The 26,989-nt window shown below is 67.4% G+C and carries 14 protein-coding genes; 3 read left to right on the top strand and 11 right to left on the bottom strand.

Features of this window, described 5'->3' with window-relative positions; translation table 11 throughout:
- Positions 1-126 precede the first annotated feature (126 nt).
- A complete protein-coding gene (locus tag ACFY0P_RS01365; RefSeq protein WP_388906010.1) occupies positions 127-3,654 on the top strand; it encodes an FG-GAP repeat domain-containing protein in 3,528 nt (1,175 codons plus the stop codon).
- Between the two features lie 28 nt (positions 3,655-3,682).
- On the opposite strand, the gene ACFY0P_RS01360 is transcribed toward ACFY0P_RS01365, so the two are convergent.
- Complete coding sequence (locus ACFY0P_RS01360; RefSeq protein ID WP_388906008.1) at positions 3,683-6,670, bottom strand: glycosyl hydrolase 115 family protein; 2,988 nt, start codon at positions 6,668-6,670, stop codon at positions 3,683-3,685.
- 132 nt (positions 6,671-6,802) lie between these two features.
- On the opposite strand from ACFY0P_RS01360, the gene ACFY0P_RS01355 reads away from it, so the two are divergent.
- Positions 6,803-7,822 (top strand): hypothetical protein, encoded by a 1,020-nt coding sequence (locus tag ACFY0P_RS01355; RefSeq protein WP_388906006.1) that lies wholly within the window; start codon positions 6,803-6,805, stop codon positions 7,820-7,822.
- An 87-nt stretch (positions 7,823-7,909) separates the two neighbouring features.
- On the opposite strand, the gene tuf is transcribed toward ACFY0P_RS01355, so the two are convergent.
- The 4 genes from tuf to rpsL form a co-directional block, all read right to left on the bottom strand.
- Complete coding sequence (gene tuf, locus ACFY0P_RS01350) at positions 7,910-9,103, bottom strand: elongation factor Tu (RefSeq protein ID WP_093499665.1); 1,194 nt, start codon at positions 9,101-9,103, stop codon at positions 7,910-7,912.
- A 170-nt stretch (positions 9,104-9,273) separates the two neighbouring features.
- Entirely contained in the window at positions 9,274-11,400 is a 2,127-nt protein-coding gene (gene fusA / locus ACFY0P_RS01345; RefSeq protein ID WP_388906004.1) for an elongation factor G, read from the bottom strand.
- A gap of 39 nt (positions 11,401-11,439) precedes the next feature.
- Positions 11,440-11,910 carry a 30S ribosomal protein S7 gene (gene rpsG / locus ACFY0P_RS01340; RefSeq protein ID WP_009330725.1) on the bottom strand — a complete coding sequence of 157 codons (471 nt, stop codon included), beginning with the start codon at positions 11,908-11,910 and terminating at the stop codon, positions 11,440-11,442.
- 2 nt (positions 11,911-11,912) lie between these two features.
- Complete coding sequence (gene rpsL / locus ACFY0P_RS01335) at positions 11,913-12,284, bottom strand: 30S ribosomal protein S12 (protein ID WP_003948652.1); 372 nt, start codon at positions 12,282-12,284, stop codon at positions 11,913-11,915.
- Between the two features lie 506 nt (positions 12,285-12,790).
- On the opposite strand from rpsL, the gene ACFY0P_RS01330 reads away from it, so the two are divergent.
- A complete protein-coding gene (locus ACFY0P_RS01330) occupies positions 12,791-14,038 on the top strand; it encodes a hypothetical protein (protein ID WP_388906001.1) in 1,248 nt (415 codons plus the stop codon).
- A 10-nt stretch (positions 14,039-14,048) separates the two neighbouring features.
- Here ACFY0P_RS01330 and ACFY0P_RS01325 read toward each other — a convergent pair whose 3' ends face one another.
- The 6 genes from ACFY0P_RS01325 to ACFY0P_RS01300 all read right to left on the bottom strand — a co-directional run bounded on the left by ACFY0P_RS01325 (position 14,049) and on the right by ACFY0P_RS01300 (position 26,909).
- Positions 14,049-16,289, bottom strand: a complete 2,241-nt coding sequence (locus ACFY0P_RS01325; protein WP_388905999.1) for a hypothetical protein — start codon at positions 16,287-16,289, stop codon at positions 14,049-14,051.
- Positions 16,290-16,519: 230 nt separating this feature from the next.
- A complete protein-coding gene (locus ACFY0P_RS01320) occupies positions 16,520-20,419 on the bottom strand; it encodes a DNA-directed RNA polymerase subunit beta' (RefSeq protein WP_388905996.1) in 3,900 nt (1,299 codons plus the stop codon).
- Positions 20,420-20,516: 97 nt separating this feature from the next.
- Complete coding sequence (rpoB, locus tag ACFY0P_RS01315) at positions 20,517-24,002, bottom strand: DNA-directed RNA polymerase subunit beta (RefSeq protein ID WP_351957568.1); 3,486 nt, start codon at positions 24,000-24,002, stop codon at positions 20,517-20,519.
- Positions 24,003-24,558: 556 nt separating this feature from the next.
- Complete coding sequence (gene rplL, locus ACFY0P_RS01310) at positions 24,559-24,942, bottom strand: 50S ribosomal protein L7/L12 (RefSeq protein ID WP_351487370.1); 384 nt, start codon at positions 24,940-24,942, stop codon at positions 24,559-24,561.
- A gap of 121 nt (positions 24,943-25,063) precedes the next feature.
- Positions 25,064-25,594, bottom strand: a complete 531-nt coding sequence (gene rplJ, locus ACFY0P_RS01305; protein WP_009330729.1) for a 50S ribosomal protein L10 — start codon at positions 25,592-25,594, stop codon at positions 25,064-25,066.
- Positions 25,595-25,988: 394 nt separating this feature from the next.
- Positions 25,989-26,909 (bottom strand): hypothetical protein, encoded by a 921-nt coding sequence (locus ACFY0P_RS01300; protein ID WP_388905993.1) that lies wholly within the window; start codon positions 26,907-26,909, stop codon positions 25,989-25,991.
- Between the last annotated feature and the right edge of the window lie 80 nt (positions 26,910-26,989).

Here is a 26,989-nt window from a genome sequence, read left to right as displayed (position 1 = left end):
CCCCCATGCCTCGTCAAAAGACCATCAACGTGCGCGTGCGGAGGGCCGTTCGCTTGTCGCCACCGTCAGAGGGGAAACGGTTAGGTGTCCTCCGCTTCATGGCCAGGCAGCCTGAGCCACCGCCACATGCGCCTGCTCGCCGGGTTGTTGGCCCTGATCGTGGCCGCCGCGACCGCCTGGGTGCTGCTCCCCGACCACGACAGCGGCAACGGCACCGCGAAGCATGAGGCGACACCGCACCCCCGCACGGAGACCGAGGCCCGCGCCCTCGCCAAGCGCACCGGCAGGTCCGTCGAGGTGGTCACCGCCCGCACCGCGAAGACCACCACCTGGGCCAACCCCGACCACACCCTCACCACCCGCATCCACGTCTCACCGGTACGCACGAAGGTCGACGGCAAGTGGAGAGCGATCGACCCGACGCTGCGCCGCACGACCGACGGGAACTGGGCCACGACAGCCACGACCACTCCGGTGGTGTTCTCGGGCGGCACGAGGGGGAAGGCCACCAAGTCCCGTGCGAATAAGGCTTCTTACGTCCACCCCGCTGCCTATCGCGCGGACTCCGCGGCCGACGACCCGACCAGCACCCTCGTCACCCTCACCACCGCCGGCCACATCATCAACCTCACCTGGCCGGGCACCCTGCCCGCCCCCGAGGTCGAGAGCAACGAGGCGCTGTACCGCGAGGTACTCCCCGGCGTCGACCTGGTCGTCGCCGCGAACGACGGCGGCTTCTCCGAGGTACTGGTCGTCAAGTCGGCCCAGGCGGCGGCCAATCCCGCGCTGAAGACCATCTCGTACGGCCTGTCCTCCCCGGACCTGACGATGAAGCTGGACTCGCGCAGCGGCTCCGTCCACGCCTACGACGCCGACGGCAACGACGTGGCGGCCACCCCGACCCTGCTCATGTGGGACTCGGCGGGCAAGGAAGCCGCCACCGACAACCTGACCCACCCCGACGGCGGCCAGGACGACCCGGACCCGACACCGAGCACCACGCCGGGCTCCTCCGCCGAGCCGACTGCCACCGCCGGCGGCGACGCGTCGGACACCGCTCGCCGGGACATCGAGGACGACCAGAACGCCGACTCGGACTTCGCCGACGCCACCCCCGGACCGACCGCGACCACGGAAACCGACGGCGACGCCACCGCTTCCCCGGCCGCGAGCGACAGCGCGGCTGCGGGAGCCGGTGCCGACCCGGCGACCACCGAACCGGCCGGCGACGAGGACTCGGTCGTCGTCCCGTCCGTCACCGCCATCGACCAGGAGTTGCCCGGTCTCGCAGGTCCGCAGCCCGGCACCCATTCGTCCCGCATCGATCCCACGCTCGCGGACAACGGCACCATCACCATCACGCCCGACCAGGAAATGCTGACGAAGGCGAGCACCAGGTACCCGGTGTTCATCGACCCGAACACCAACACGGACGCGGGTAACTGGACGACCGTCTACAAGCGCGGCAGCTGGAACACCGCGACCTTCTTCAACGGCCGCGGCTTCAACAAGGGCACCAACGAGGCGCGCGCCGGCTACGAGTCCGACACCTACGGCACCAGCCGCTCCTTCTTCACCATGGAGTGGCCGGAGAAGGTGCGCACCACGGACGTCACCGAGGCCACCCTGAACATGAAGGAGACCTACTCCTGGTCCTGCACCAAGAAGGACGTCGAGGTGTGGCGGACAGGTGACATCGACAAGAAGACCAGCTGGTCCAACCAGCCCGGCTGGACGGCCCGCCTCGACACCAAGTCGTACGCGAAGGGCTACGAGAAGAGATGCGCGGCCGGGAACACGACCTTCGACGTCGAGAGCGCGGCTCAGTACGCGGCCGACCACAGCCTGAATCACTGGACCCTCGGCATCCAGGCCTCGAACGAGGACGACCAGTACGCGTGGAAGAAGTTCCAGGCCACGAACGACAACGCGGGCCCGAACATCGACGTCACCTTCAACACCAAGCCCAACAAGCCGACCAAGCTCAAGATGAGCCCGGGCAAGTGCACCACCAGTTCGCCCTACGTGACGATCGGCGGGAACGACCAGATCGTATTCTCGGCAGCCACCTCCGACCCGGACGGCCAGGACGACCTCGACGTCATGCACGTGACGTTGAAGAACGTGGGAACCGGCACGGTCTACAACCGTGAGGCGTCCGCTTCCGGCAAGAGCACGACGAGCTACACGTTCGACAACACCAACAGCAGCGGCGACTACGTCCTCAAGGACGGGACGTACTCCTGGAACGTGTACGTCAAGGACGACACGGGCGGCAGCGGCGGCACGTCCGCCACGAGCTACACCTGCTACTTCAAGATCGACACGGTCGCCCCCAAGACCCCGATCGTCTCGTCCGACGACTTCGACGAGGCCGACGTCGACAACGACAGCGGCGAGGACCAGTGGTCCAGGACCACCTTCGGCCACTCCGGCTGCATGTCCTTCTGGAACCTTCCGTGGGACCGGGCCTCGAAGTACGTCTACAGCTGGAACAACACCACCTACGACAAGACCGCCACCGTGGGCGACGGCACCAGTTGCACCACCACATCGGGCGAGGTGGTGAAGACAAATTCGTACACAGCGGTCGCCTCTGTCACACCACCGCTCGCGGGTATCGCCGTCCTGTACGTCAAGGCCGTGGACGCTGCCGGCAACGAATCGGCCGCCCCGAACTCCTACCGGATCTTCGTCAGCCCGAGCGACCGTGACGAGTCCGCCGCCGACCTCACCGGTGACGACAAGCCCGACCTGCTGACCGTCAACGAGTCCACGGACGACAACGGGAACCCCTCGTACACCCTGCGCGACTACCCCTCGGGCAAGGACGGCGACCTGTTCGTCGGAATGAACCCGTCCTACGGCAAGGTCACCAAGAACACCGCCTACACCGACGGCTGCACCTCCTCCGACCTCAGCTGGAAGGGGGCGCTGATCACCCATACCGGCGACTACTACCCGGGCGACGGACTCCAGGACCTGATCGCCCGCATGGGCGACGGCAAGCTCTACGTCTACCCCGGTGACGGCTTCGGCGGCTTCAACACCTGCGCCCGGCTGCCGATCCTGCTGCCGTCCAAGGGCACGGACACCAGCGGGGCGAGCGTCAACGTCCCCGACCCGTCCGCCTTCGATCAGATCCTGGCCGCCGGGGACGTGACAGGCGACGGCCAGCCGGACCTGTTCATGACCTCCGGCACCCAGTACTGGGCCTTCACCGGCTACACCGGCGGCTCCTTCGCCGGTGCCACGCTGCTGAACACCGGCAGCGCCTGGACCACCCGGGACCTCGTCACGGTCGCCGACATCAGCGGTGACGGCATCCCGGACATGATCTACCGCTCGGACTCCGGACGGCTGCTCCTGCGCAAGGGCAAGGCCAACTCGGCCGGCACCGGCGTCGACGTCCTCTCCCTCGCCACCGCGGCGGCGAGTGGTGATGGCTTCGACGCCGAATACGCGGCGAGCGGCTGGTCCAGCACCGACGTGCCGCGCTTCTTCGCCGTCCCGGACGTCAACGCCGATGGGATCCCCGACCTGTACGCCCACATGAGCAGCGGCAGCGTGCGCCTCTACTTCGGCGGTAAGGCTGCGATCGGCGGCTACACCACGGTGATCGGCAGTTGGACAGGAAAGCTCGCCTTCGGCTGAGCCCTGGGTCCCGCGGAGCCGGCGGCCACTACAGCCGCCGGCTCTCCAGCGGCCCCAGATACGTCGGCGTGAGGCCGCCCGTGTCGAGTACCAGCCGCTGCACCACCACCGTGGGGTCCACCGACCAGAACGTCAGGCGGTGGACGCCGGATCCCACGGTGTGCCGAGTCGCCGTGCGGTTCACGTTGTCGGAGGTGTTGCGGGCCCAGACCGCGTTCAGGAGGCCGTCGTCCGCGCCGGCCGTGATGTCGACGGGCCGGGGCGCCTCGTCGTCGAAGGACAGGGCGTAGCGCAGACCGGTGCCCGTCGGCAGCGCCGGGTTGCGGGGGGACAGGTACGCCCACGCCGTCACCTCGCCGTCCGACACCAGGCTGACCTGGTACTCCAGCCGGGGCCAGGAGTCCGGGGAGTCGCCCCGGCCGCCCGTCACCGGCCACGCCGTCATCCCCGCCCCGGTGCGGCCGATCCCGTCCAGCCGGCGCCACTCGCCGACCGCGCGGTCGTAGTGCTCCGCTTCGACCGCCACATAGCCGCCCGCCTCCACGAACCCCCGCAGCCCACGAGGAGACGGCCGCTCGGCGACGCACCCCACCGTCACCGACTCCCCCGCCCCGCTCACCGTCAGCGTCGCCTCCGCACGGCCGGCCGGGGCCCGGGACCAGTCCACCCGCACCACCACCCGCACCTGGTCCGTCACCCGGCCACGGGGACGGTCCACCGTCAGCCACGGCGCCGACACCGACACCCGGTAGTCGAAGGGCGTACGGCCCCGGTTGAAGATCTCGACGTACTGCTGCGGCCTGGTCTGGTAGGGGCTGAACGGCGGCAGGGTCATGGACCCCGCGTCGGGGTCCACCGACACTCCCAGTCCGGCCGCCTCCGGCACCTCGATCCGCCGTACCGCCGGGAAGAGCACGTCCGGGAGGGCCACGTTGTCCTTCTCCGGTTGCTGCCAGGGCGCGTTGGGGCCGTACCGGTCCACGTCCCCGTAGTCGATGTGCGGCTGGGTCTGGAAGCCCTGCCACTTGCCGCCCGCCACCTGGGTGTTGAAGCGCTCGGCAAGGGCGAGATCGGCCGCCAGGCCCTGTTCCGCCTGCGCCGCCAGGTCGTTCGTCGCGGCCCTGCCCTGGCGGGCGTAGAGCAGGTTCGTGAACTCGGCCTCGCGCAGCGCGTACAGGTTCGCGGTCGCCGTCACCTCGTAACCGACCAGCTCGAACCACGCGTCCTGGACGGCCGCCGGGAGCCGCCGGGCGATCCGCTTCGCCCGTCTCCCCAGGTCCCGCCACTCCTCCGCCACCCGCTCCAGCTCGTCGTGGCCGAAGTAGAAGGGCGTCTGCCGGTCGTCGTAGACCACCTCGCCGGCGCCGGAGAGAGTGATGCGGCGGTTGAGCAGCTCCGGCTTACGGCGCGCCTGCAACCGGCCGTACGCGGCAAGAAGTTCGGCGATCTCCGGCGCCGCCTCCGCGCCGAAGTTCTGGCGGGCGTATCTGCGCTCCCACTCGCCCAGCCGGTCGAAGGTCCAGCGGTCCGGGTTCCAGGCGTAGTCGAGGAAGAACTCCGTCGGGAGCTCGTTCCCCTTCAGGTCGCCCACGTTGGCCACCCACAGGCCGTGGTTGCCATAGGCGTGCGCCTGGTGGAGCTGGTCCCAGACGTTGCGGAGGTTCGCGGTGTCGACCCACTTGTAGTTGCGGCCCGCTCCGACGTAGTCGAAGTGGTAGTAGAGGCCGTAACCGCCATCGCGCGGCTCCTCGGGCGAGGGGTGCTTGCGGATGTTGCCCCAGTTGTCGTCCGTCAGCACCACCGTGACGTCTTCGGGGGCGCGCAGCCCGCGGTCCCAGTAGCGCTGGACCTCCTTGTACAGGGTCCACACCTGGGGGGTCTCGGCGGCCGGCTTTCCCGTCACCTCCTCGATGATCTGGCGTTGCGCCGCGATGATCTCCTGCATCAGTTCGATGCCGTCGCCGTCGGGGAGGCCGGTGTCGCCGTTGCCGCGCATGCCGAGGGTGACCACGCCCTCGATGCCCTCGTCGACCATGCGCTGGATGCCGGCCCGCCAGTAGGCGCGGATGGCCTCGGCGTTGCGGAGGTAGGACCACTCGCCCGTGCCTCCGTAGGGGTCGGTGCCGCCGGCCGCGTGGCGGTTCCACTCCTCGATCCCCCGCATCATGGGCGCCTCGTGGGACGTGCCCATGACAACACCGTAGGCCGACGCCGTGCGGTGGTTCGCCGGGTCGTCCTCCGCGAACGCCCGGCCCCAGACGGCGGGCCAGAGGTAGTTGCCCTTCAGCCGCAGCAGGACCTCGAAGACCTTCGCGTAGAAGTCGGCGTTGAAGCCGCCGGGATAGCCCGGGGCCTTGCCGGGGCCGAAGTACGCCGGGGCCCAGGTGCCGAGCGCCGGGTTCTCGTCGTTGACGAAGAAGCCGCGGTACTTCACCGCCGGCGTGCCCTGCGTGAACCTGCCGGGGAGCACCCACACCTGGTCGCGGTGGACCGGGGGGACGTCGTCCCACCAGTGCCAGGGCGAGACGCCGATCCCGTACGAGACGTCGTAGGCCCCGAAGATCGTGCCGCGCGGGTCGCTGCCCGCGATGACGAACGCCTTGTCCACACCGGGCATGGGGTGGTCGACGACCGCCTGGAGCGAGGTCTCCCAGCGGCCCCGGATCCCCGTCACGTCCAGCTTGCCGGACGCCACCAGGGCGTCGATCAGCGGGCTGCGGCCGATCGTGCCGACGAGGACCGCTCGGCGGGCGATCGTCGCGGCCGGCCGTACGCCTGTCACCCGCTCGATGTCGTCACGGAGGTCGCCCACCACCCGGACGACTCCGGGGTGGTCGTCGGCGCTCACCACGACCGGGGCGCCGACCAGCGAGAACGCCCCGCCGGTGAAGGAGATGTACGCGCCGGGGTCGGTCGCCCTCGGTGCGCCGTCGTCCCCGGCCCACGCGACGCCGGACGAGAGTACGGGCACGGCGGCCAGCCCCGCACCCAGGACGGTCCTACGACGCACGGACATGCCTCAGCCCTCCACCCGAATTTGGTCAGCGGCATGACAAATAGTGGAGCGAGGGGCCCCTGGGGGGAACGGGTCGTACGCGACGAATACTTTCGAGGCGGTGCTGTCAGACCGGGCCGGTAGCCTCCGGCCATGACGACCCGTACGACGCCGCCCCGCCCCCTGGACATCACCGCGGTCTTCCCCGAACTGGCTCCGCTCGCCCGCACCGCCGTCCGTCTGCATCCCCGCGCCGGTGCGCCCACCGCGGCCGGCAGTTCCGTCGGCGGGCCCCTGCTGTGGCCGGCCGAAGAGCCGTGGCCGACCTGTCCGGAGCATGCGGGTCCCTGGCAGCACGGTGTGGCGCCGGACGACGTCCACGTCGGCCGGCGTGTCCTGCGCGAGGCCTGGGCCCGGCCGCGCGCCGAGGGCGCCGACCTGCTGACCGAGGAGGAGCGCGCGCTGGTCGACCGGGGGACCACGCCGTACCGGGCAGCCCTGGACGGGCCAGTGCCGCTGGTGCCGGTCGCGCAGATACGTGCCGCGGATGTGCCGACACTGCCCCGGCCCGAGGGCGCCGATCTGCTCCAGGTGCTGTGGTGCGCCTTCGACCATCCCGAGGACGACTACTCGCCGAGGGTCGAGCTGCGTTGGCGCCGGGCCGCCGATGTCGTGACCGCGCTCGCCGCTCCCCCGCGGCCCGCCGTCATCGGCAGCGACGACTATCTGCCCGAGCCGTGTGTGCTGCACCCCGAGACCGTCACCGAGTACCCGGCCCCGCACGAGCTGCCTCAGGAGCTGGCGGACCGGATCCACGAGTGGGAGGAGGGCGTCGAGGGCGAGGACGAGGAGCCGGAGGTCTGCTACCAGTACGACCTGGCCGTCGCCCCGGGATGGAAGCTCGGGGGACACGCGCCCTGGAGTTTCTCCGACCCGTTCCCCATGGCCTGCGCCGAGTGCGGCGCCGGGGTGCGGCCCCTGCTCACGATCGACGGCACCGAGTGGGACGGCGGCAGCGGCAGCTGGGCACCGGTGGAGGACGCGGGATACACCGGTTACCACTTCCTCGGACCGGCGCTGGACACGCAGATCGCCATCGGGCGCGGCTACAGCCTCCAGGTGTACGTGTGCGAGGCGTCGTACGACCATCCGCCCGTGCAGAACATGCAGTGAGTTCCTGCCGAAGCAGCGAAGAGGCCCGTACGACCGAAGTCGTACGGGCCCCTTCAGACCTGCCTGGTCAGCCCTTGCGGGCCAAGATCACTTGTTGATCTTGGTGACCTGGCCGGCGCCGACCGTGCGGCCACCCTCGCGGATGGCGAACTTCAGGCCCTCTTCCATGGCGACGGGCTGGATGAGCTCCACCTTCATCTCGGTGTTGTCACCCGGCATGACCATCTCGGTGCCCTCGGGGAGGGTCACGACGCCGGTCACGTCCGTCGTACGGAAGTAGAACTGCGGACGGTAGTTGTTGAAGAACGGCGTGTGGCGGCCACCCTCGTCCTTGGAGAGGATGTAGGCCTGCGCCTCGAACTCGGTGTGCGGGGTGACCGAGCCCGGCTTGATGATGACCTGGCCGCGCTCGACGTCCTCGCGCTTGATGCCACGGAGCAGCAGACCGACGTTCTCACCGGCCTGGCCCTCGTCGAGCAGCTTGCGGAACATCTCGATGCCGGTGACCGTGGTGGTGGTCTTCTCGGTCTTGATGCCGATGATGTCGACGGTCTCGTTGACCTTGAGGACACCACGCTCGATACGACCGGTGACGACGGTGCCACGACCGGTGATCGTGAAGACGTCCTCGATCGGCATCAGGAACGGCTTGTCGACGTCACGCTCGGGCTGCGGGATGTTCTCGTCGACGGCGGTCATGAGGTCGAGCACGGACTGCGTCCACTCGGCGTCGCCCTCCAGCGCCTTCAGCGCGGAGACGCGGACGACCGGCAGGTCGTCGCCCGGGAACTCGTACTCGGACAGGAGCTCACGGACCTCGAGCTCGACGAGCTCCATGATCTCCTCGTCGTCCACCATGTCGGCCTTGTTCAGGGCGACCACGATGTACGGAACGCCGACCTGGCGGGCCAGGAGCACGTGCTCCTTGGTCTGCGGCATCGGGCCGTCGGTGGCGGCCACGACCAGGATCGCGCCGTCCATCTGCGCGGCACCCGTGATCATGTTCTTGATGTAGTCCGCGTGACCGGGGCAGTCGACGTGCGCGTAGTGACGGGTCTCCGTCTGGTACTCGACGTGCGCGATGGAGATGGTGATACCGCGCTGACGCTCCTCGGGCGCCTTGTCGATGTTGTCGAACGCGGTCGCCTCGTTCAGGTCCGGGTACGCGTCGTGCAGCACCTTGGTAATGGCGGCCGTGAGGGTCGTCTTACCGTGGTCGATGTGACCGATGGTGCCGATGTTGACGTGCGGCTTAGTCCGCTCGAACTTCGCCTTCGCCACTGGGGTCCTCCTGTGGAGTGGTTCTGTACGCCTGGGTTCAGTCGGCGCCAGGTGATCTTTGCTGTTGGGTCCCGGGCCCCGGGTCGTTCCGCCACGAATGCGGAGGAACGACCCGTGAGGCTCCGGGGTCAAGCCTAAGGCGTGTGTGCGCGCCGCGTTAAACGCGGTACCTACTCGCCCTTGGCCTTCGCGATGATCTCCTCGGCGACGTTCCGCGGAACCTCGGCGTAGGAGTCGAACTGCATGGAGTAGCTGGCCCGGCCGGACGTCTTGCTGCGCAGGTCGCCGACGTAACCGAACATCTCCGAGAGGGGCACGAGGCCCTTCACGACGCGGGCACCGGCCCGCTCCTCCATGGCCTGGATCTGACCACGGCGGGAGTTGATGTCGCCGATGACCTCACCCATGTAGTCCTCGGGCGTGGTGACCTCGACGGCCATCATCGGCTCAAGGAGCACGGGGGACGCCTTGCGCGCGGCCTCCTTGAAGGCCTGCGAGCCGGCGATCTTGAAGGCGAGCTCGGAGGAGTCGACCTCGTGGTAGGCACCGTCGTGCAGGATCACGCGGACACCGGTCATCTCGTAACCGGCGAGGATGCCGAACTGCATGGCCTCCTGCGCACCGGCGTCCACCGAAGGGATGTACTCCTTCGGGATGCGGCCACCGGTCACCTTGTTCACGAACTCGTACGAGGTGTCGCCACCCTCGAGCGGCTCGATGCCGATCTGCACCTTCGCGAACTGACCGGTACCACCGGTCTGCTTCTTGTGGGTGTAGTCGACGCGCTCGACGGCCTTGCGGATCGTCTCGCGGTACGCCACCTGCGGCTTGCCGACGTTGGCCTCGACCTTGAACTCACGGCGCATACGGTCGACCAGCACCTCGAGGTGCAGCTCGCCCATGCCACCGATGATGGTCTGGCCGGTCTCCTCGTCCGAGTGGACCTGGAAGGACGGGTCCTCCTCGGCCAGGCGCTGGATCGCGACGCCCAGCTTCTCCTGGTCGCCCTTCGACTTGGGCTCGATGGCGACCTGGATGACCGGAGCCGGGAAGTCCATGGACTCCAGGATCACCGGGGCCTTGTCGTCGCACAGCGTCTCACCGGTCGTGGTCTGCTTGAGACCCATGACGGCGATGATGTCGCCGGCGCCCACCGACTCGATCTCCTCACGCTTGTTCGCGTGCATGCGGTAGATCTTGCCGATGCGCTCCTTCTTGCCCTTGACGGAGTTCAGCACGGCGGTGCCGGACTCCAGGCGGCCCGAGTAGACCCGGACGAAGGTGAGCTTGCCGAGGTGCGGGTCGCTCATGATCTTGAACGCCAGCGCGGACAGCGGCTCGTCGTCGGACGGCTTGCGCTTGACGACCTCCTCCGGGTCGTTCACGGCGTGGCCCTCGATGGCCTCGACGTCGAGCGGGGAGGGGAGGTAGCGCACGACCGCGTCGAGCAGGGGCTGAACGCCCTTGTTCTTGAACGCGGTACCGCAGAACACCGGGGTGACGGTGGTGCCGTCGGACTTGCCGGACGCGATGGTGATACGACGGATCGCGGCGTACAGCTGCTCCTCGGAGGGCTCCTCGCCCTCCAGGTACAGCTCCATGATCTCTTCGTCGTTCTCGGCCACGGCCTCGAGCAGCTTGCCGCGGTACTCCTCGGCAGCCTCGGTGTGGGTGGCCGGGATGTCGACGACGTCGTACATCTCGCCCTTGGTGGCCTCGGCGGACCACACGAGCGCCTTCATGCGGACGAGGTCCACGACGCCCTGGAAGTCGGCCTCGGCACCGATGGGGAGCTGCATGACGATCGGCTGAGCGCCGAGGCGGTCAGAGATCATGTCGACGCAGCGGTGGAACTCGGCACCGGTCCGGTCGAGCTTGTTGACGAAGCAGATACGCGGAACGCCGTAGCGGTCCGCCTGACGCCACACCGTCTCGGACTGCGGCTCGACACCGGCGACGCCGTCGAACACCGTCACGGCACCGTCGAGCACGCGCAGCGAACGCTCCACCTCGACGGTGAAGTCGACGTGGCCCGGGGTGTCGATGATGTTGATGGTGTGGTCGACGTCTTCCAGCGGCCAGTGACAGGTGGTGGCAGCAGAGGTGATCGTGATGCCACGCTCCTGCTCCTGCTCCATCCAGTCCATGGTGGCAGCGCCGTCGTGGACCTCACCGATCTTGTACGACACACCGGTGTAGAACAGGATCCGCTCGGTGGTGGTCGTCTTGCCCGCGTCGATGTGGGCCATGATCCCGATGTTGCGGACCTTGGCCAGGTCAAGTGAAGTGGTAGCCATAAGGCTTCGGTCTTCTCTCGGTCTCGATGGGGGTAGCGACTACCAGCGGTAGTGCGCGAAGGCCTTGTTGGACTCGGCCATCTTGTGCGTGTCCTCGCGCTTCTTGACGGCCGCACCGAGGCCGTTCGAAGCGTCGAGAAGCTCGTTGAGCAGACGCTCGGTCATGGTCTTCTCGCGACGGGCGCGGGAGTAACCGACCAGCCAGCGCAGCGCCAGGGTGTTGGCACGGCCGGGCTTGACCTCGACCGGGACCTGGTAGGTGGCGCCACCGACACGGCGGGACTTGACCTCAAGCGTCGGCTTGATGTTCTCGAGAGCGCGCTTGAGCGTGATGACCGGGTCGTTGCCGGTCTTGTCGCGCAGGCCCTCCATGGCGCCGTAGACGATGCGCTCGGCGGTGGAGCGCTTGCCGTTCAGCAGCACCTTGTTGATCAGGGAGGTCACCAGAGGGGAGCCGTAAACCGGGTCGATGATGACCGGGCGCTTCGGGGCGGGGCCCTTACGAGGCATTCTTACTTCTCCTTCTTGGCGCCGTAGCGGCTGCGGGCCTGCTTGCGGTTCTTGACACCCTGGGTGTCGAGCGAGCCACGGATGATCTTGTAGCGAACACCCGGCAGGTCCTTCACACGGCCGCCGCGCACGAGCACGATGGAGTGCTCCTGCAGGTTGTGTCCCTCACCCGGAATGTAAGCGGTGACCTCGATCCCGCTGGTCAGACGCACACGCGCGACCTTACGCAGGGCCGAGTTCGGCTTCTTCGGGGTGGTCGTGAACACACGCGTGCAGACGCCACGACGCTGAGGGGACCCCTCGAGTGCGGGCGTCTTGTTCTTCTCGACCTTGTCCTGCCGGCCCTTGCGGACCAGCTGCTGGATCGTAGGCACTACTTCTCCGGTTTCTGTGTGCCGATTGGTGAAGCTAACCTGGAACGTCGCCGACCCACGCGGTCGGGTGTGTCGGATTCCGTGAACTCCTGCCGCGAGGCAGAAGGGGCGCGGATCGCGGTGGCCGCTTCGTCACTCCGGTGCGGTTTGAAGGCACGCACGAGGATCAGGGCACACCCCAGGCACAAGGTCTGAGCGTACCCAGCGCAATGACTCCGGTCAAAACAAAAGGAGGGGGACCGGTTGCGGGGGGCGTGAGCTGGGGTTTTGGGGCGCCTTCCGATATACCACGGAGACGAACGAGACGCGAACGGAAGACGGCGCGGGGTGTCGGGGATCGGTTCGACGGCTGTGCGACGCTGATCAGATCTTCTGATCAGGGGCTCGCTTGAGCGCCCCGTCAGGGGCGCGGAGAACCGCGCGACCAGCCACCACGGGCCTGCAACCGCCCGACAACCACGCGCGGCACTGCGCACGGCGCGCTTTTTTTGGGAGGCAGCACACGCATGAGCGCAGCTCAGAGCAACACCGCGCCGACCACCGAAAGACCGCCGCGTACCCGCCTGCCCCCGGCCGCCCGCCCCTACCTCCCGCCCCTCGCCCTCTACGGCGCCGCCAAGCTCACCGGCCTCCTCGTCTTCGCCTGGCTGCTGACGTCCGCCGGTGACTACCGCGACAAGGACCCCCGCTTCGGCGGCGGCGCCCACTGGTGGGACGTCCTGTCCACCTGGGACGGCTGGTGGTACCTCCAGGTCGCGCAGAAGGGCTACCACCCCGAGCCGCTCCGGCCCCTGGCCCCGGGCGGCCAGTTCAGCGCCGAGCAGAACTCGGTCGCGTTCTTCCCCCTGTACCCGGGTCTGGTCCGCGCCGTCTCGGAAGTCACCGGCCTCGGCCTGTACGGCGCGGCGATCCTCGTCTCCGTCCTCTGCTCCTTCGTCGCGGCGGCCGGCATCTACGCCGTGCTCTCGCTGCTCGCCGGCGCCCGGGCCGGCACCATCGCGGCCGGCCTGTGGGCCGTGGCCCCCGCCGCCGGCGTCGAGTGGGCGGTCTACACGGAGTCCCTGTTCGTGGCGATCGCCGCCTGGACCTGCCACGCCGTGATGAGACGCCGCTGGGTGACGGCGGGCCTGCTCGCCTTCCTCTCCGGCCTGAGCCGTCCCACGGCGGCCGTACTGATCGGCGCGGTCGGCCTGGCGGCCCTGGTGACGGTGGTACGGCGGGACGGGCGGCGCGAGCAGGGCGTCGCGGCCCCGCTGTACGCGGCGATCGCCGCACCCCTCGGCCTGCTCACCTACATCGCCTGGGTCGGCTGGTCGATGGGGGACCTGGGCGCGTATTTCTCGCTCCAGCGCGAGGCCTGGGCCCACTACTTCGACTTCGGCGCGTACACCCTGGACGTGCTGCGGAACGTGGCGGTGGGGCACGGCGACTACCTCTTCGCCTACGCGGTCCCGGACCTGATCGCCGTGCAGGTGGTGCTGGCGCTGCCGTTCCTCGTCGCGCTCCTGCTGCGGAAACGGCCACCGCTGGTACTGACGGCGTACACCCTCGCCTCGATCGTGACGATCCTCGGCACCCAGCAGATGTTCGGCAACACCCCGCGCTATCTGCTCCCCGTCTTCCCGCTGCTCCTGGCCCCGGCGGCGGCGATGGCCCGGCTGAGGTGGCCGAGCCTGGTGGTGTTCTTCTCCACGGCGGCGGTGGCGTCGGGGTGGTACGCGCACTACGTGATCTTCGAGTTGGGGATTCCATAGCGAGCGGCGTTCAGGTGGTGTCGACCCCGGCCAGATATTCGGCGACGAGGCTGTTCGGCAGGCGCCCTTTGGAGCTGACCGGCCGTCCGTTCGCCTTGGCCCAACGCCGCACCTGTTCCGGGACGACTTCGGGAACGGCCCTGCCCGAATTCCGCGCCTCGGCTTCTTCCGGCTCCGGCGGGGGCGCGTGACGGTCCACGTCGGGCCCTCCGGTGATCAGGGGCAGGCCGTCCTCCAGGACGTCGGCGAAGGTGCGCAGGCGGGCCGCGACGAGATGGAGTGGCGCTGTCGAGGTGAATTCGCCGTTCTTCATACTGGTACACGCCGCCAGCAGCGGATTACTCAGCAGGGCGAGCGCATCCTCGATCTCACTGGGGCTGAGGGGGTTTTTCTCGGTCCCCTTGCTCATACGCCAGATGTCGCGAACGGTCAGCGCACCTCCGCTGAATTCGATGTCGTTCTCGTCGTTCCCGCTCTCCCAGAGAGCGCTGGTGACCTGGCGGATGGCGTCGAGATTCCGCGCGACGGATGTCCAGACAGAGTCCGCGGACTCGGAGAAGATGAGGTAGAACAGCTCCTGGGGAAAGAGCCGCGCACGCCGAGAGCGACTGATCCACTCGGCGATGTTGCCGGCGGAGATCAGAGGGATGCTTTTACTCATGGCCCATTGCGGAAGTCGCCCCCCGAAGTCGGGGCCGACCACGATGACCCGCTCCGCATCATGAATCTTCCGGTGCTCCTCCAGAGCGTCGAATTTGATGTCATTTTCATGGACCACACCGGCCGAGTCCGTCTTGACCTCGACCGTCACACGGCACCGCTTGGTGGGCGAGATCCAGAAGACCACGACCAGGTCTGTCTTTCCGGGCCCACCGTACTGTTCGACGTTCAGCCCCAGCAGACGAAAGGATGTGGCAACGGCTTCTTCGAACCGTCGGGGATTGGCGCTGTCGACGGCGGCGTCAAGGACTTCCTGCCCATGGTTGACAATCTCCGCGGCCGAGGCTTCGGACGGCCCGGCTTCCTCGATCGCCCGAGATGATGAGTGGTGGGATCCGGCTGGCTCCAGGCATGGAAGAGCATCGTGGAACAGTTCCCCCAGGGGGGTGATCCGGTACCGTGTGTGGCCGATGCGCTCGACGAGTTCCGCGTCGTTCAGAATGGCGAGCCGCCGCGTCAGCTCCCCACGAGAGAGCCGATGGGCGGGGAACCCGAGAGTCAGCCAGCGTAGGATCGCGCCGGTGTCCGACTCCTCGTAGAGAGCCGACAGGACCTCGCCGACCAACGCGACCTTGGAATGCAGGATGCGCACCAGGTCAAGCGGGTTCCCGGACTCGAGCCACTCGACGGCCACCGGCGTAGGGGCGAAGGTGTGCATGCCGACCTGTTCGAGGATGTTCAGGGCCCGGAGCGTCCACAGTGTCTGCTCGGCCGAAGATTCCTTGACGGTGAATTGTTCAGCGCATTGTCGAATATAGTCGTCTTTGGTCGTGCGAGGGAACGCCAGATCCGTAAGAATCCGGAAGTTATCCAGCGACCCGCCGCCGGCGAGGTATCCCCACTGCGGCTTTCGGTTGACCAGCACGTTCTGGTCGAGAGCCGCCGTTTCCGCGAGCGCAAGAGGCCCTGCGGGTTTCAGCTCGGGTGTTTTCTGATGCAAGTCTGCGAAACCCGGGATTTCATTGGTCTGCGCCAACTGGAGAGCGGTACACAGAGAATGGCCGCGATCGGTCAGCACCACCTGGTTACTGTGACTCCACAGCTCCGCAAGACCGAGGGCCCGGAACCAACTCGAACGTCGGCGTACCTGGTCGAGAGTGCCCCACTTCAAACCATATGAATTCTCGGCCACCTCGTTGAGTTCGGCATGGCTCCGTCCCGAACCAATACCCCTCAGCATCTCTCCCATGAACCGTACGTTCGCATGAAGGACTGCGGCCAAGTAGTCGGCATCCTCACCATCGAGGAAGAAACGGGCTTCCCGCGTCAGGCTCAGCGTGTCCCCTGCTTTCACGATGAGTCCACAGGATCCAAGGCCGTGGACGGCCGCCTTGATTGTCGTTCCGGCACCGGTGGCGGGCCAGGTGAACGCCCTTTCCACCTCCCCGTCTCGCTCGACGTCCCGCAACAGCCCACACAAGTTCGGGACCATTTGGTCCACGTTGCCGGGAACCCAGGGGATGGAACTCGATCGCTGCGTCCAGCGACGAGGAGCCGGAAAATCGCTCGGGTTCGACTCGGCGGTAGGCATCTATCCCTCACAGTTGAACGATTCATGGACGGGATTAATACCGTAGCTTTTACGCTGCCTCAGCGGATAAATTCACCGCTCAATGGTGAAACATGATCAATATTGGCCGCCTCGCCATGATTATTAATCGTTGTTCCCACGATTCGGATCGGCTCCGTGTGCAGAGTCGGAACACGCCGAAGGGCGGCCACCCCGTACGAAACGGGGTGACCGCCCTTCAGAACCAACTACTACTGGTTGTACGGACCGTAGTCGTAGTCCTCCAGCGGAACGGCCTGGCCGGAGCCGGTGCCGAACGGCGAGTAGTCGATGTCGTCGTAGCCGACGGCCGAGTACATCGCGGCCTTCGCCTCCTCGGTCGGCTCGACCCGGATGTTGCGGTAGCGGGACAGACCCGTACCGGCCGGGATGAGCTTACCGATGATGACGTTCTCCTTGAGGCCGATGAGGCTGTCGGACTTGGCGTTGATCGCCGCGTCCGTCAGGACTCGGGTCGTCTCCTGGAAGGAGGCGGCCGACAGCCAGGACTCCGTCGCCAGCGAGGCCTTGGTGATACCCATGAGCTGCGGACGACCCGAAGCCGGGTGACCGCCCTCCTGGACCACACGACGGTTCTCGTGCTCGAACTTCGAGCGCTCGACCAGCTCGCCGGGCAGCAGCTCGGCGTCGCCGGACTCGATGATCGTCACACGGCGCAGCATCTGCCGGATGATGATCTCGATGTGCTTGTCGTGGATCGACACACCCTGCGAGTTGTACACCTTCTGGACCTCGCCGACCAGGTGGACCTGGACGGCACGCTGACCCAGGATGCGCAGCACGTCGTGCGGGTTGGTGGCACCCACGGTGAGCTTCTGGCCCACCTCGACGTGCTCGCCCTCGCTGACCAGGAGACGGGCGCGCTTGGAGATGGGGTAGGCCATCTCGTCGCTGCCGTCGTCCGGGGTGACGACGATCTTCTTGGTCTTCTCGGTCTCCTCGATCCGCACCCGGCCCTGGGCCTCGGAGATCGGGGCGACACCCTTCGGGGTACGGGCCTCGAAGAGCTCGACGACACGCGGCAGACCCTGGGTGATGTCGTCACCGGCCACACCACCGGTGTGGAAGGTACGCATCGTCAGCTGGGTACCGGGCTCACCGATGGACTGGGCGGCGATGATGCCGACCGCCTCACCGATGTCGACCAGCTTGCCGGTGGCCAGCGAACGGCCGTAGCACATGGCGCAGGTGCCGACGGCGGACTCGCAGGTCAGGACCGAACGGGTCTTGACCTCCGCGACGCCACGGGCCACCAGCTCGTCGATGAGCACGTCACCGAGGTCGGTGCCGGCCGGGGCCAGGACCTGACCGTCGACCACGATGTCCTCGGCGAGGCAGCGCGCGTACACGGACGTCTCGACGTTGTCCGCCTTGCGCAGCACGCCGTCCGCGCCGACCTCCGCGATGTGCAGCTTGAGGCCGCGCTCGGTGCCGCAGTCCTCCTCGCGGATGATGACGTCCTGGGAGACGTCGACCAGACGACGGGTGAGGTAACCCGAGTCGGCGGTACGCAGAGCGGTGTCCGCCAGACCCTTACGGGCACCGTGCGTGGAGATGAAGTACTCCAGCACCGACAGACCCTCGCGGAACGACGCCTTGATCGGACGCGGGATCGTCTCGTTCTTCGCGTTCGACACCAGACCACGCATACCGGCGATCTGACGCATCTGCATCATGTTGCCTCGTGCACCCGAGTTCACCATCATGAAGATCGGGTTGGTCTTCGGGAAGTTGTCGTTCATCGCCTCGGCGACCTCGTTGGTCGCCTTGGTCCAGATCGCGATGAGCTCCTGCGTGCGCTCGTCCTTGGTGATCAGACCGCGCTCGTACTGCTTCTGGACCTTCTCGTCCTGCGCCTCGTAACCCTTGACGATCTCCTTCTTCGCCTCGGGAACGACGACGTCGGAGATGGCCACGGTGACACCGGAACGGGTGGCCCAGTAGAAGCCGGCCGCCTTCAGGTTGTCGAGCGTCGCCGCCACGATGACCTTCGGGTAGCGCTCGGCGAGGTCGTTGACGATCTCGGAGAGCTGCTTCTTGCCGACCTCGTAGTCGACGAACGGGTAGTCCTCGGGCAGCAGCTCGTTGAAGAGCGCGCGGCCCAGCGTCGTACGCAGCCGGAAGCTGTCGCCCGTCTGGTACTCCGGCTCGCCCTCCTCGACGGCCGGCGGGGTCCAGCCGCGCGGCGGGATGGTGCCCACCGGGAAGCGGATGTCGACCTTCGACTGGAGCGAGAGCTCGCCCGCGTCGAACGCCATGATCGCCTCGGCCGCGGAGCCGAAGGACCGGCCCTCGCCCTTGACGTCCCGCATCTCGGAGTCGGTGGTGAGGAAGAACAGACCGAGGACCATGTCCTGGGTCGGCATCGTCACCGGACGGCCGTCGGCGGGCTTGAGGATGTTGTTCGAGGACAGCATCAGGATGCGGGCCTCGGCCTGCGCCTCCGCGGACAGCGGCAGGTGCACGGCCATCTGGTCACCGTCGAAGTCCGCGTTGAACGCGGTGCAGACGAGCGGGTGGATCTGGATGGCCTTGCCCTCGACCAGCTGCGGCTCGAAGGCCTGGATGCCGAGGCGGTGCAGGGTGGGCGCACGGTTCAGCAGCACCGGGTGCTCGGCGATGACCTCTTCGAGGACGTCGTACACGACGGTGCGGCCGCGCTCCACCATGCGCTTGGCGGACTTGATGTTCTGCGCGTGGTTCAGGTCGACCAGGCGCTTCATCACGAACGGCTTGAAGAGCTCCAGCGCCATGGCCTTGGGCAGACCGCACTGGTGCAGCTTCAGCTGCGGGCCGACGACGATGACGGAACGCGCCGAGTAGTCGACTCGCTTGCCGAGCAGGTTCTGACGGAAACGACCCTGCTTGCCCTTGAGCATGTCGCTCAGGGACTTCAGCGGGCGGTTGCCGGGACCGGTGACCGGGCGACCACGACGACCGTTGTCGAAGAGGGCGTCCACGGCCTCCTGGAGCATGCGCTTCTCGTTGTTCACGATGATCTCGGGCGCGCCGAGGTCGAGAAGCCGCTTCAGGCGGTTGTTGCGGTTGATCACACGGCGGTACAGGTCGTTCAGGTCGGAGGTCGCGAAGCGGCCACCGTCCAGCTGCACCATCGGGCGGAGGTCCGGCGGGATGACCGGCACGCAGTCGAGCACCATGCCCTTGGGGCTGTTGCTGGTCTGCAGGAACGCGGAGACGACCTTCAGGCGCTTGAGCGCACGGGTCTTCTTCTGGCCCTTGCCGGTGCGGATGATCTCGCGGAGCTTCTCGGCCTCCTCGTCGAGGTCGAAGGACTCCAGGCGCTTCTGCAGCGCCGCGGCACCCATCGAACCGTCGAAGTACGTGCCGAAGCGGTCACGCAGCTCGCGGTAGAGGAGCTCGTCGCCCTCCAGGTCCTGGACCTTGAGGTTCTTGAACCGGGTCCAGACCTCGTCGAGGCGGTCGATCTCGCGCTGCGAACGGTCGCGCAGCTGCTTCATCTCACGCTCGGCACCCTCGCGCACCTTGCGGCGCACGTCGGCCTTGGCGCCCTCGGCCTCCAGCTCGGCCAGGTCGCTTTCCAGCTTCTTGGCACGGGCCTCCAGGTCGGCGTCCCGGCGGTTCTCGACCTGCTGGCGCTCCACGGAGACGTGCGCCTCCAGGGAGGGCAGGTCGCGGGTACGGCGCTCCTCGTCGACGAACGTGATCATGTACGCCGCGAAGTAGATGACCTTCTCGAGGTCCTTGGGCGCCAGGTCCAGCAGGTAGCCGAGGCGCGACGGGACACCCTTGAAGTACCAGATGTGCGTGACGGGCGCGGCCAGCTCGATGTGGCCCATCCGCTCACGGCGCACCTTGGCGCGGGTCACCTCGACGCCGCAGCGCTCACAGATGATGCCCTTGAAGCGGACACGCTTGTACTTGCCGCAGTAGCACTCCCAGTCCCGGGTGGGGCCGAAGATCTTCTCGCAGAAGAGCCCGTCCTTTTCCGGCTTGAGGGTGCGGTAGTTGATCGTCTCGGGCTTCTTGACCTCGCCGTGGCTCCACTGACGGATGTCGTCAGCCGTGGCCAGGCCGATCCGGAGCTCATCGAAGAAGTTGACGTCGAGCACTATGCGTCAATCCCTCTCAGGGTTGTAAGTCTGTGGTCTGAAACGGGGGCCTGGGGGTCGGCGGGGCCCTGATTCCTCAGGGCCCGCCGGACTCCCGTCAGACCTCTTCGACGCTGCTCGGCTCGCGCCGGGACAGGTCAATGCCGAGCTCCTCCGCAGCGCGGAAGACGTCCTCGTCGGTGTCACGCATCTCGATGGACATACCGTCGCTGGACAGCACCTCCACGTTCAGGCAGAGCGACTGCATCTCCTTGATGAGGACCTTGAAGGACTCGGGGATGCCGGGCTCGGGGATGTTCTCGCCCTTGACGATGGCCTCGTAGACCTTCACGCGGCCGGTGACGTCGTCGGACTTGATGGTCAGCAGCTCCTGGAGGGCGTACGCGGCGCCGTAAGCCTCCAGCGCCCACACCTCCATCTCGCCGAACCGCTGGCCACCGAACTGGGCCTTACCACCCAGCGGCTGCTGGGTGATCATCGAGTACGGGCCGGTCGACCGGGCGTGCAGCTTGTCGTCGACCAGGTGGTGCAGCTTCAGGATGTACATGTAGCCGATGGAGATCGGGTCCGGGAACGGCTCACCCGAGCGGCCGTCGAACAGCCGCGCCTTGCCGGTCGGCTGCACCAGGCGGTCGCCGTCGCGGTTCGGGATGGTGTGCTGCAGCAGACCCGCCAGCTCGTCCTCGCGGGCACCGTCGAAGACCGGGGTCGCGACGTTGGTGCGCGGGGCGACCTGGTCGGCGCCGATGGCCTGGAGCCGCTGGGCCCAGTCGTCGGCGAGGCCGGAGACGTCCCAGCCGCGGCTGGCGAGCCAGCCGAGGTGGATCTCCAGGACCTGTCCCGGGTTCATTCGGGACGGCACACCCAGGGGGTTCAGGATGATGTCGACCGGGGTGCCGTCCTCCAGGAACGGCATGTCCTCGATCGGCAGGATCTTGGAGATGACACCCTTGTTGCCGTGGCGGCCGGCGAGCTTGTCACCGTCGGTGATCTTGCGCTTCTGCGCGACGTAGACGCGGACCAGCTGGTTCACGCCCGGCGGCAGCTCGTCGCCCTCCTCGCGGTCGAAGACGCGCACGCCGATGACCTTGCCGGTCTCGCCGTGCGGCACCTTCAGCGAGGTGTCACGGACCTCACGGGCCTTCTCACCGAAGATCGCGCGCAGCAGGCGCTCCTCCGGCGTCAGCTCGGTCTCACCCTTCGGGGTGACCTTGCCGACGAGGATGTCACCGGCGATGACCTCGGCGCCGATGCGGATGATGCCGCGCTCGTCGAGGTCGGCGAGGACCTCCTCGGAGACGTTCGGGATGTCCCGGGTGATCTCCTCGGGGCCGAGCTTGGTGTCACGGGCGTCGACCTCGTGCTCCTCGATGTGGATCGAGGAGAGGACGTCGTCCTGCACGAGGCGCTGCGACAGGATGATCGCGTCCTCGTAGTTGTGACCCTCCCACGGCATGAACGCCACGAGCAGGTTCTTGCCGAGCGCCATCTCGCCGTTCTGGGTGGCGGGACCGTCGGCGAGGACCTGGCCCTCGACGACCCGGTCGCCCTCCAGCACGATGACCTTCTGGTTGACCGAGGTGCCCTGGTTGGACCGGGCGAACTTGGCCAGGCGGTAGGTGATGTACGTGCCGTCGTCGTTGGCGGTGGTGATGTAGTCCGCGGAGACCTCCTGGACCACACCGGCCTTCTCGGCCTTGACCACGTCGCCGGCGTCGACCGCGGAGCGGTACTCCATGCCGGTGCCGACGAGCGGGGACTCGCTCTTGATCAGCGGCACGGCCTGGCGCATCATGTTCGCGCCCATGAGGGCACGGTTGGCGTCGTCGTGCTCGAGGAACGGGATCATGGCGGTCGCGACCGACACCATCTGGCGCGGCGAGACGTCCATGTAGTCCACGTCGTCACCGGCGACGTAGTCGACCTCGCCGCCACGGCGGCGGACCAGCACGCGGGCCTCGGAGAAACGCATGTCGTCGTTGAGGCCGGCGTTGGCCTGCGCGATGACGAAGCGGTCCTCCTCGTCGGCGGTCAGGTAGTCCACCTCGTCGGTGACCTGGCCGTCGACGACCTTGCGATACGGCGTCTCGACGAAACCGAACGCGTTGACCCGGCCGTAGGAGGCGAGCGAGCCGATCAGGCCGATGTTCGGGCCTTCGGGGGTCTCGATCGGGCACATGCGGCCGTAGTGCGACGGGTGCACGTCACGGACCTCGAAGCCGGCCCGCTCACGGGAGAGACCACCCGGGCCAAGAGCCGACAGACGGCGCTTGTGGGTGAGACCCGACAGCGGGTTGTTCTGGTCCATGAACTGGGACAGCTGGCTGGTGCCGAAGAACTCCTTGATGGAGGCGACGACCGGCCGGATGTTGATCAGGGTCTGCGGCGTGATCGCCTCGACGTCCTGGGTGGTCATGCGCTCGCGGACGACGCGCTCCATACGGGCCAGACCGGTACGGACCTGGTTCTGGATGAGCTCGCCGACGCTGCGCAGACGACGGTTGCCGAAGTGGTCGATGTCGTCGGTCTCGACGACGATCGTGCCACCGCTGTCGCCGACCGTCTCGGTCTCGCCCGCGTGCAGCTTGACCAGGTACTTGATCGTCGAGATGACGTCCTCGACGGTCAGCACACCGGCGTCCAGCGGGGCGTCCGCGCCCAGCTTCTTGTTGACCTTGTAGCGGCCGACCTTGGCCAGGTCGTAACGCTTCGGGTTGAAGTACAGGTTCTCGAGCAGCGTCTGCGCGGCCTCGCGCGTGGGGGGCTCGCCCGGACGCAGCTTGCGGTAGATGTCGAGCAGCGCGTCGTCCTGGCCCTGGGTGTGGTCCTTCTCCAGGGTGGCGCGCATCGACTCGTACTCGCCGAACTCCTCGAGGATCTGCTCGGTGGTCCAGCCGAGCGCCTTCAGGAGGACGGTCACGGACTGCTTGCGCTTGCGGTCGATACGGACACCGACCATGTCGCGCTTGTCGATCTCCATCTCCAGCCAGGCACCCCGGGAAGGGATGATCTTGGCGGAGAAGATGTCCTTGTCGGACGTCTTGTCGATCGACGAGTCGAAGTAGACACCGGGCGAACGGACCAGCTGCGACACCACGACACGCTCGGTGCCGTTGATGACGAAGGTGCCCTTGTTCGTCATGAGCGGGAAGTCGCCCATGAAGACCGTCTGGGACTTGATCTCACCGGTCTCGTTGTTGGTGAACTCGGCCGTGACGAAGAGCGGGGCGGCGTACGTGAAGTCGCGCTCCTTGCACTCGTCGATGCTGTTCTTCGGCGGCTCGAAGCGGTGGTCGCGGAACGTCAGCGACATCGACCCGGAGAAGTCCTCGATCGGGGAGATCTCCTCGAAGATCTCCTCCAGACCGGACTTGGTGGGGACGTCCTGACCGGACTCCAGAGCCTCCTCGACCCGACTCTGCCAGGCGGTGTTGCCGAGCAGCCAGTCGAAGCTCTCGGTCTGCAGCGCGAGCAGGTTGGGAACCTCAAGAGGCTCCTTGATCTTTGCAAAGGAGATGCGCAGCGGGGCGGTGCTGGCGCCGTTGTTCATATTCGCGTTCGAGGCAGTGCGCGAGGCGGCCAAGAGGGGGTCCTTCCGAGGGCTCGGACTCACTACGCGCTCCCCGGTCCCTTCCCGGACACAGAGACAGAAACCCCAGTTCAGAGGAGGTTCGGTCGTCGGCATTCGGGTGAGGGCAGACCCCTGGTGACGGGCAGGGGAAGGCTAACAGGCAGCGCAAAGGGTCAGTGTAGCCACTTGGCACACTGATGTCCAGTCCCCATTTTCTGAGACCCTCTTCATCGTCAACGCCTGCGTCATGCCTGCCCTCAACGCACGTTGATACTGCCCTCTTCGTCGCCGATCCATGCCTCGGATTCGGACCGTTCTGGCGACGCGTCCTGAGAATTGCGCGCTGCGTGCGGTTCGTCAAGGCCCCCCTGCGCAAACCCGGTGCGCCCGGTGACACGACGAAGATCACCATACCTCCCGCCGGGGCGGGTGCAAGGTAACCGTGGTCGGCCTTCCAGGAACGCCGAAGAGCGACCACCCGGATGGATGATCGCTCTTCGCGGTCTGCGCGTTACAGCCCCCGAGGGGGTGTTTCAGCGCACAGAGGTCTTGGTCGACCTCGGAGGTGTTACTTGACCTCGACGGAGGCGCCGGCGCCCTTGAGGGACTCGGCGGCCTTCTCGGCGGCGTCCTTGGCGACCTTCTCGAGGACGGGCTTCGGGGCGCCGTCCACCAGGTCCTTGGCCTCCTTCAGGCCGAGCGAGGTCAGCTCACGCACGACCTTGATGACCTGGATCTTCTTGTCGCCGGCGCCGGTGAGGATGACGTCGAACTCGTCCTTCTCCTCGACGGCCTCGGCGGGGGCGGCCGGGCCGGCCGGGCCCGCGACGGCGACCGCGGCGGCGGCGGTGACGTCGAACTTCTCCTCGAACGCCTTCACGAACTCGGAGAGCTGGATGAGGGTCATGCCCTCGAACTCGGCGAGCAGTTCGTCCTGGGTGAGAGCCACGATGGCTTTCCTTCCACTAATTCGGCTGGTGCCGTATGTACATGTCTGGCGGGCGTACGTTCGGCCCGCTACGACCGTTGCCTTCGGCGGGCTGCCTCAGGCGGCGGTCATTTCGCGAGCCGAGTTACTCGGCACCGCCCTGCTCGTCCTGCTTGGCGCGAAGCGCGTCCACGGTGCGGACGAGCTTCGACGGGAGCGCCTGGAAGACCTGAGCAGCCTGCGTCTGCTTGCCCTTCAGGGCGCCCGCCAGCTTGGCGAGCAGAACCTCGCGGGACTCGAGGTCCGCAAGCTTCTTGATCTCGTCGGCGGACAGCGCCTTGCCGTCAAGGACACCGCCCTTGATGACGAGGTTCGGGTTGTCCTTGGCGAAGTCACGAAGACCCTTCGCCGACTCCACCGGGTCACCGGTGACGAAGGCGACCGCCGTCGGACCGTTGAACAGGTCGTCGAGCGTCGTGATCCCGGCCTCGTTGGCCGCAATCTTGGTCAGCGTGTTCTTCACCACGGCGTACTGGGCGTTCTCACCGAGCGACCGGCGCAGCGTCTTGAGCTGCGCCACGGTGAGACCCCGGTACTCGGTCAGCACGGCGGCGTTCGAGCTGCGGAACTGCTCCGTCAGCTCGGCTACCGCGGCAGCCTTGTCGGGCCTTGCCATAGAGCGTCGGCCTCCTTCCGGGTGATGAGGACCGCTCGGAAGGGGCTGGGGAAAACGAAACGCCCCGGCGCAGGCGCACGGGGCGTTGCTCGACCGAAGTCACACACGCGATGCATGCGTCTCCGGGAGCACTTCCACAGTCACCTGCGCGGGTCGTCCGCGGTTCAGCGGATCCTTCGGCCACCGCACACTCTCGCGAGCACACGGCAACGACCAGCGGTCTTTGGCTTCTGTAGGAGAGTACGGGACCGGTGCACTGTCGAGCAAATCGGTCCCCGGCCGGTGGCAGCCCACAGGAGCAGCCCGGCGGTTCCGGGGTCGGCCGGCGGCTCAGGAGGCTGACTGCTCAGGAGGCTGACTGCTCAGGAGGTCAGCAGCTCAGGAGGTCGGCTGCTCAGGAGGTCAGCCCGGTCGCGCCCTGGTTCGTGAGGAGCGTCTTGAAGTCCTCGGTGTCGCCGGCCGGGGGCTTCTGGGCGCTGACCTTCACGCCATAGTCGCTGTAGTGCGCGGTCTGGCTCATCGTGCCGTTCGCCGTGGCGGCCTTCTCGGTCTTCTTGACCAGCAGGTCCTGGTCGTTGACCCAGATGTCGACGGTCTCGGTGCTGACGCCGGCCTGGGTGAGCTGCTTCTTCAGGGCGGCCAGCCGGCTCGCCGTGAGGCCGCTGCTCCGACCGGCCAGGCCGGCCAGGCCGGTCACGTCCACCGTGCCCGCGTAGTGGGTGGTGGCCTGGCCGTCGACCTTCTCCTCTCCGACCTTCTGCACGTCGCCCGAGGCCAGCAGCATCTGCACCGACTTGTTGGGCGTGGTGTTCTGCATCTGGTCCTTGAGCAGGGCCCCCGAGCTGCCCGCGACGGAGGCCAGGTCGCCGTACCCGTACCGGATCCAGTGCTTGCCGCCCGTCTGCGCGGCGAACGTGTCACTCATCTTCGCGTAGTAGGCGTCGGGCAGATAGCGGGCCTCCATCGACGTCGTACCGAGCCTTCGCATCAGCTCGGCCGTGCTGCCGCCGGTGTAGGTGATGGTGACGGTGCCGGAGATGACGTCGTCCCAGGCGAGGCTGCCGTCCGTCGTCATGGACAGCAGGGAGCCCATGGTGGTGGTGGAGCGGACCCGGGCGGAGTCGGCGTTCTCGGTGGTCTTCTCCGCGGAGCGCAGCGCCGCGACGGGGCCGACCCCGGTCGCGGCGCGGGCGGCGGCCCGGTCCTCCTGACCGGAGCCCCCGGAGCCCCCCGCGGAGCTGCAGGCGGCCACTCCGGTCAGCGCGGCCGCCATCGCGATCGAGACGGCCGTACGGCGCACCCGCCGGCTCTTCATCCCGCCCACCCCCATGAAGCTCCTGTCCCCCGACGCTAACCCAGGGCACCGACGACGCGCCGGGAGTCGCACAAACAGCA

Source organism: Streptomyces sp. NPDC001714, from assembly GCF_042892755.1.
Classification (GTDB): domain Bacteria; phylum Actinomycetota; class Actinomycetes; order Streptomycetales; family Streptomycetaceae; genus Streptomyces.
This window is presented reverse-complemented; position numbering and strand designations above follow the sequence as displayed.

What these genes read in the sequence shown, in the direction of transcription:
- ACFY0P_RS01360 (WP_388906008.1), bottom strand. Translation starts at nt 6,670, where the DNA reads ATGTCCGTGCGTCGTAGGACCGTCCTGGGTGCGGGGCTGGCCGCCGTG.
- ACFY0P_RS01325 (WP_388905999.1), bottom strand. Translation starts at nt 16,289, where the DNA reads ATGCCTACCGCCGAGTCGAACCCGAGCGATTTTCCGGCTCCTCGTCGC.
- ACFY0P_RS01365 (WP_388906010.1), top strand. Translation starts at nt 127, where the DNA reads ATGCGCCTGCTCGCCGGGTTGTTGGCCCTGATCGTGGCCGCCGCGACC.
- ACFY0P_RS01300 (WP_388905993.1), bottom strand. Translation starts at nt 26,909, where the DNA reads ATGAAGAGCCGGCGGGTGCGCCGTACGGCCGTCTCGATCGCGATGGCG.
- fusA (WP_388906004.1), bottom strand. Translation starts at nt 11,400, where the DNA reads ATGGCTACCACTTCACTTGACCTGGCCAAGGTCCGCAACATCGGGATC.
- rpsG (WP_009330725.1), bottom strand. Translation starts at nt 11,910, where the DNA reads ATGCCTCGTAAGGGCCCCGCCCCGAAGCGCCCGGTCATCATCGACCCG.
- ACFY0P_RS01330 (WP_388906001.1), top strand. Translation starts at nt 12,791, where the DNA reads ATGAGCGCAGCTCAGAGCAACACCGCGCCGACCACCGAAAGACCGCCG.
- rplJ (WP_009330729.1), bottom strand. Translation starts at nt 25,594, where the DNA reads ATGGCAAGGCCCGACAAGGCTGCCGCGGTAGCCGAGCTGACGGAGCAG.
- ACFY0P_RS01355 (WP_388906006.1), top strand. Translation starts at nt 6,803, where the DNA reads ATGACGACCCGTACGACGCCGCCCCGCCCCCTGGACATCACCGCGGTC.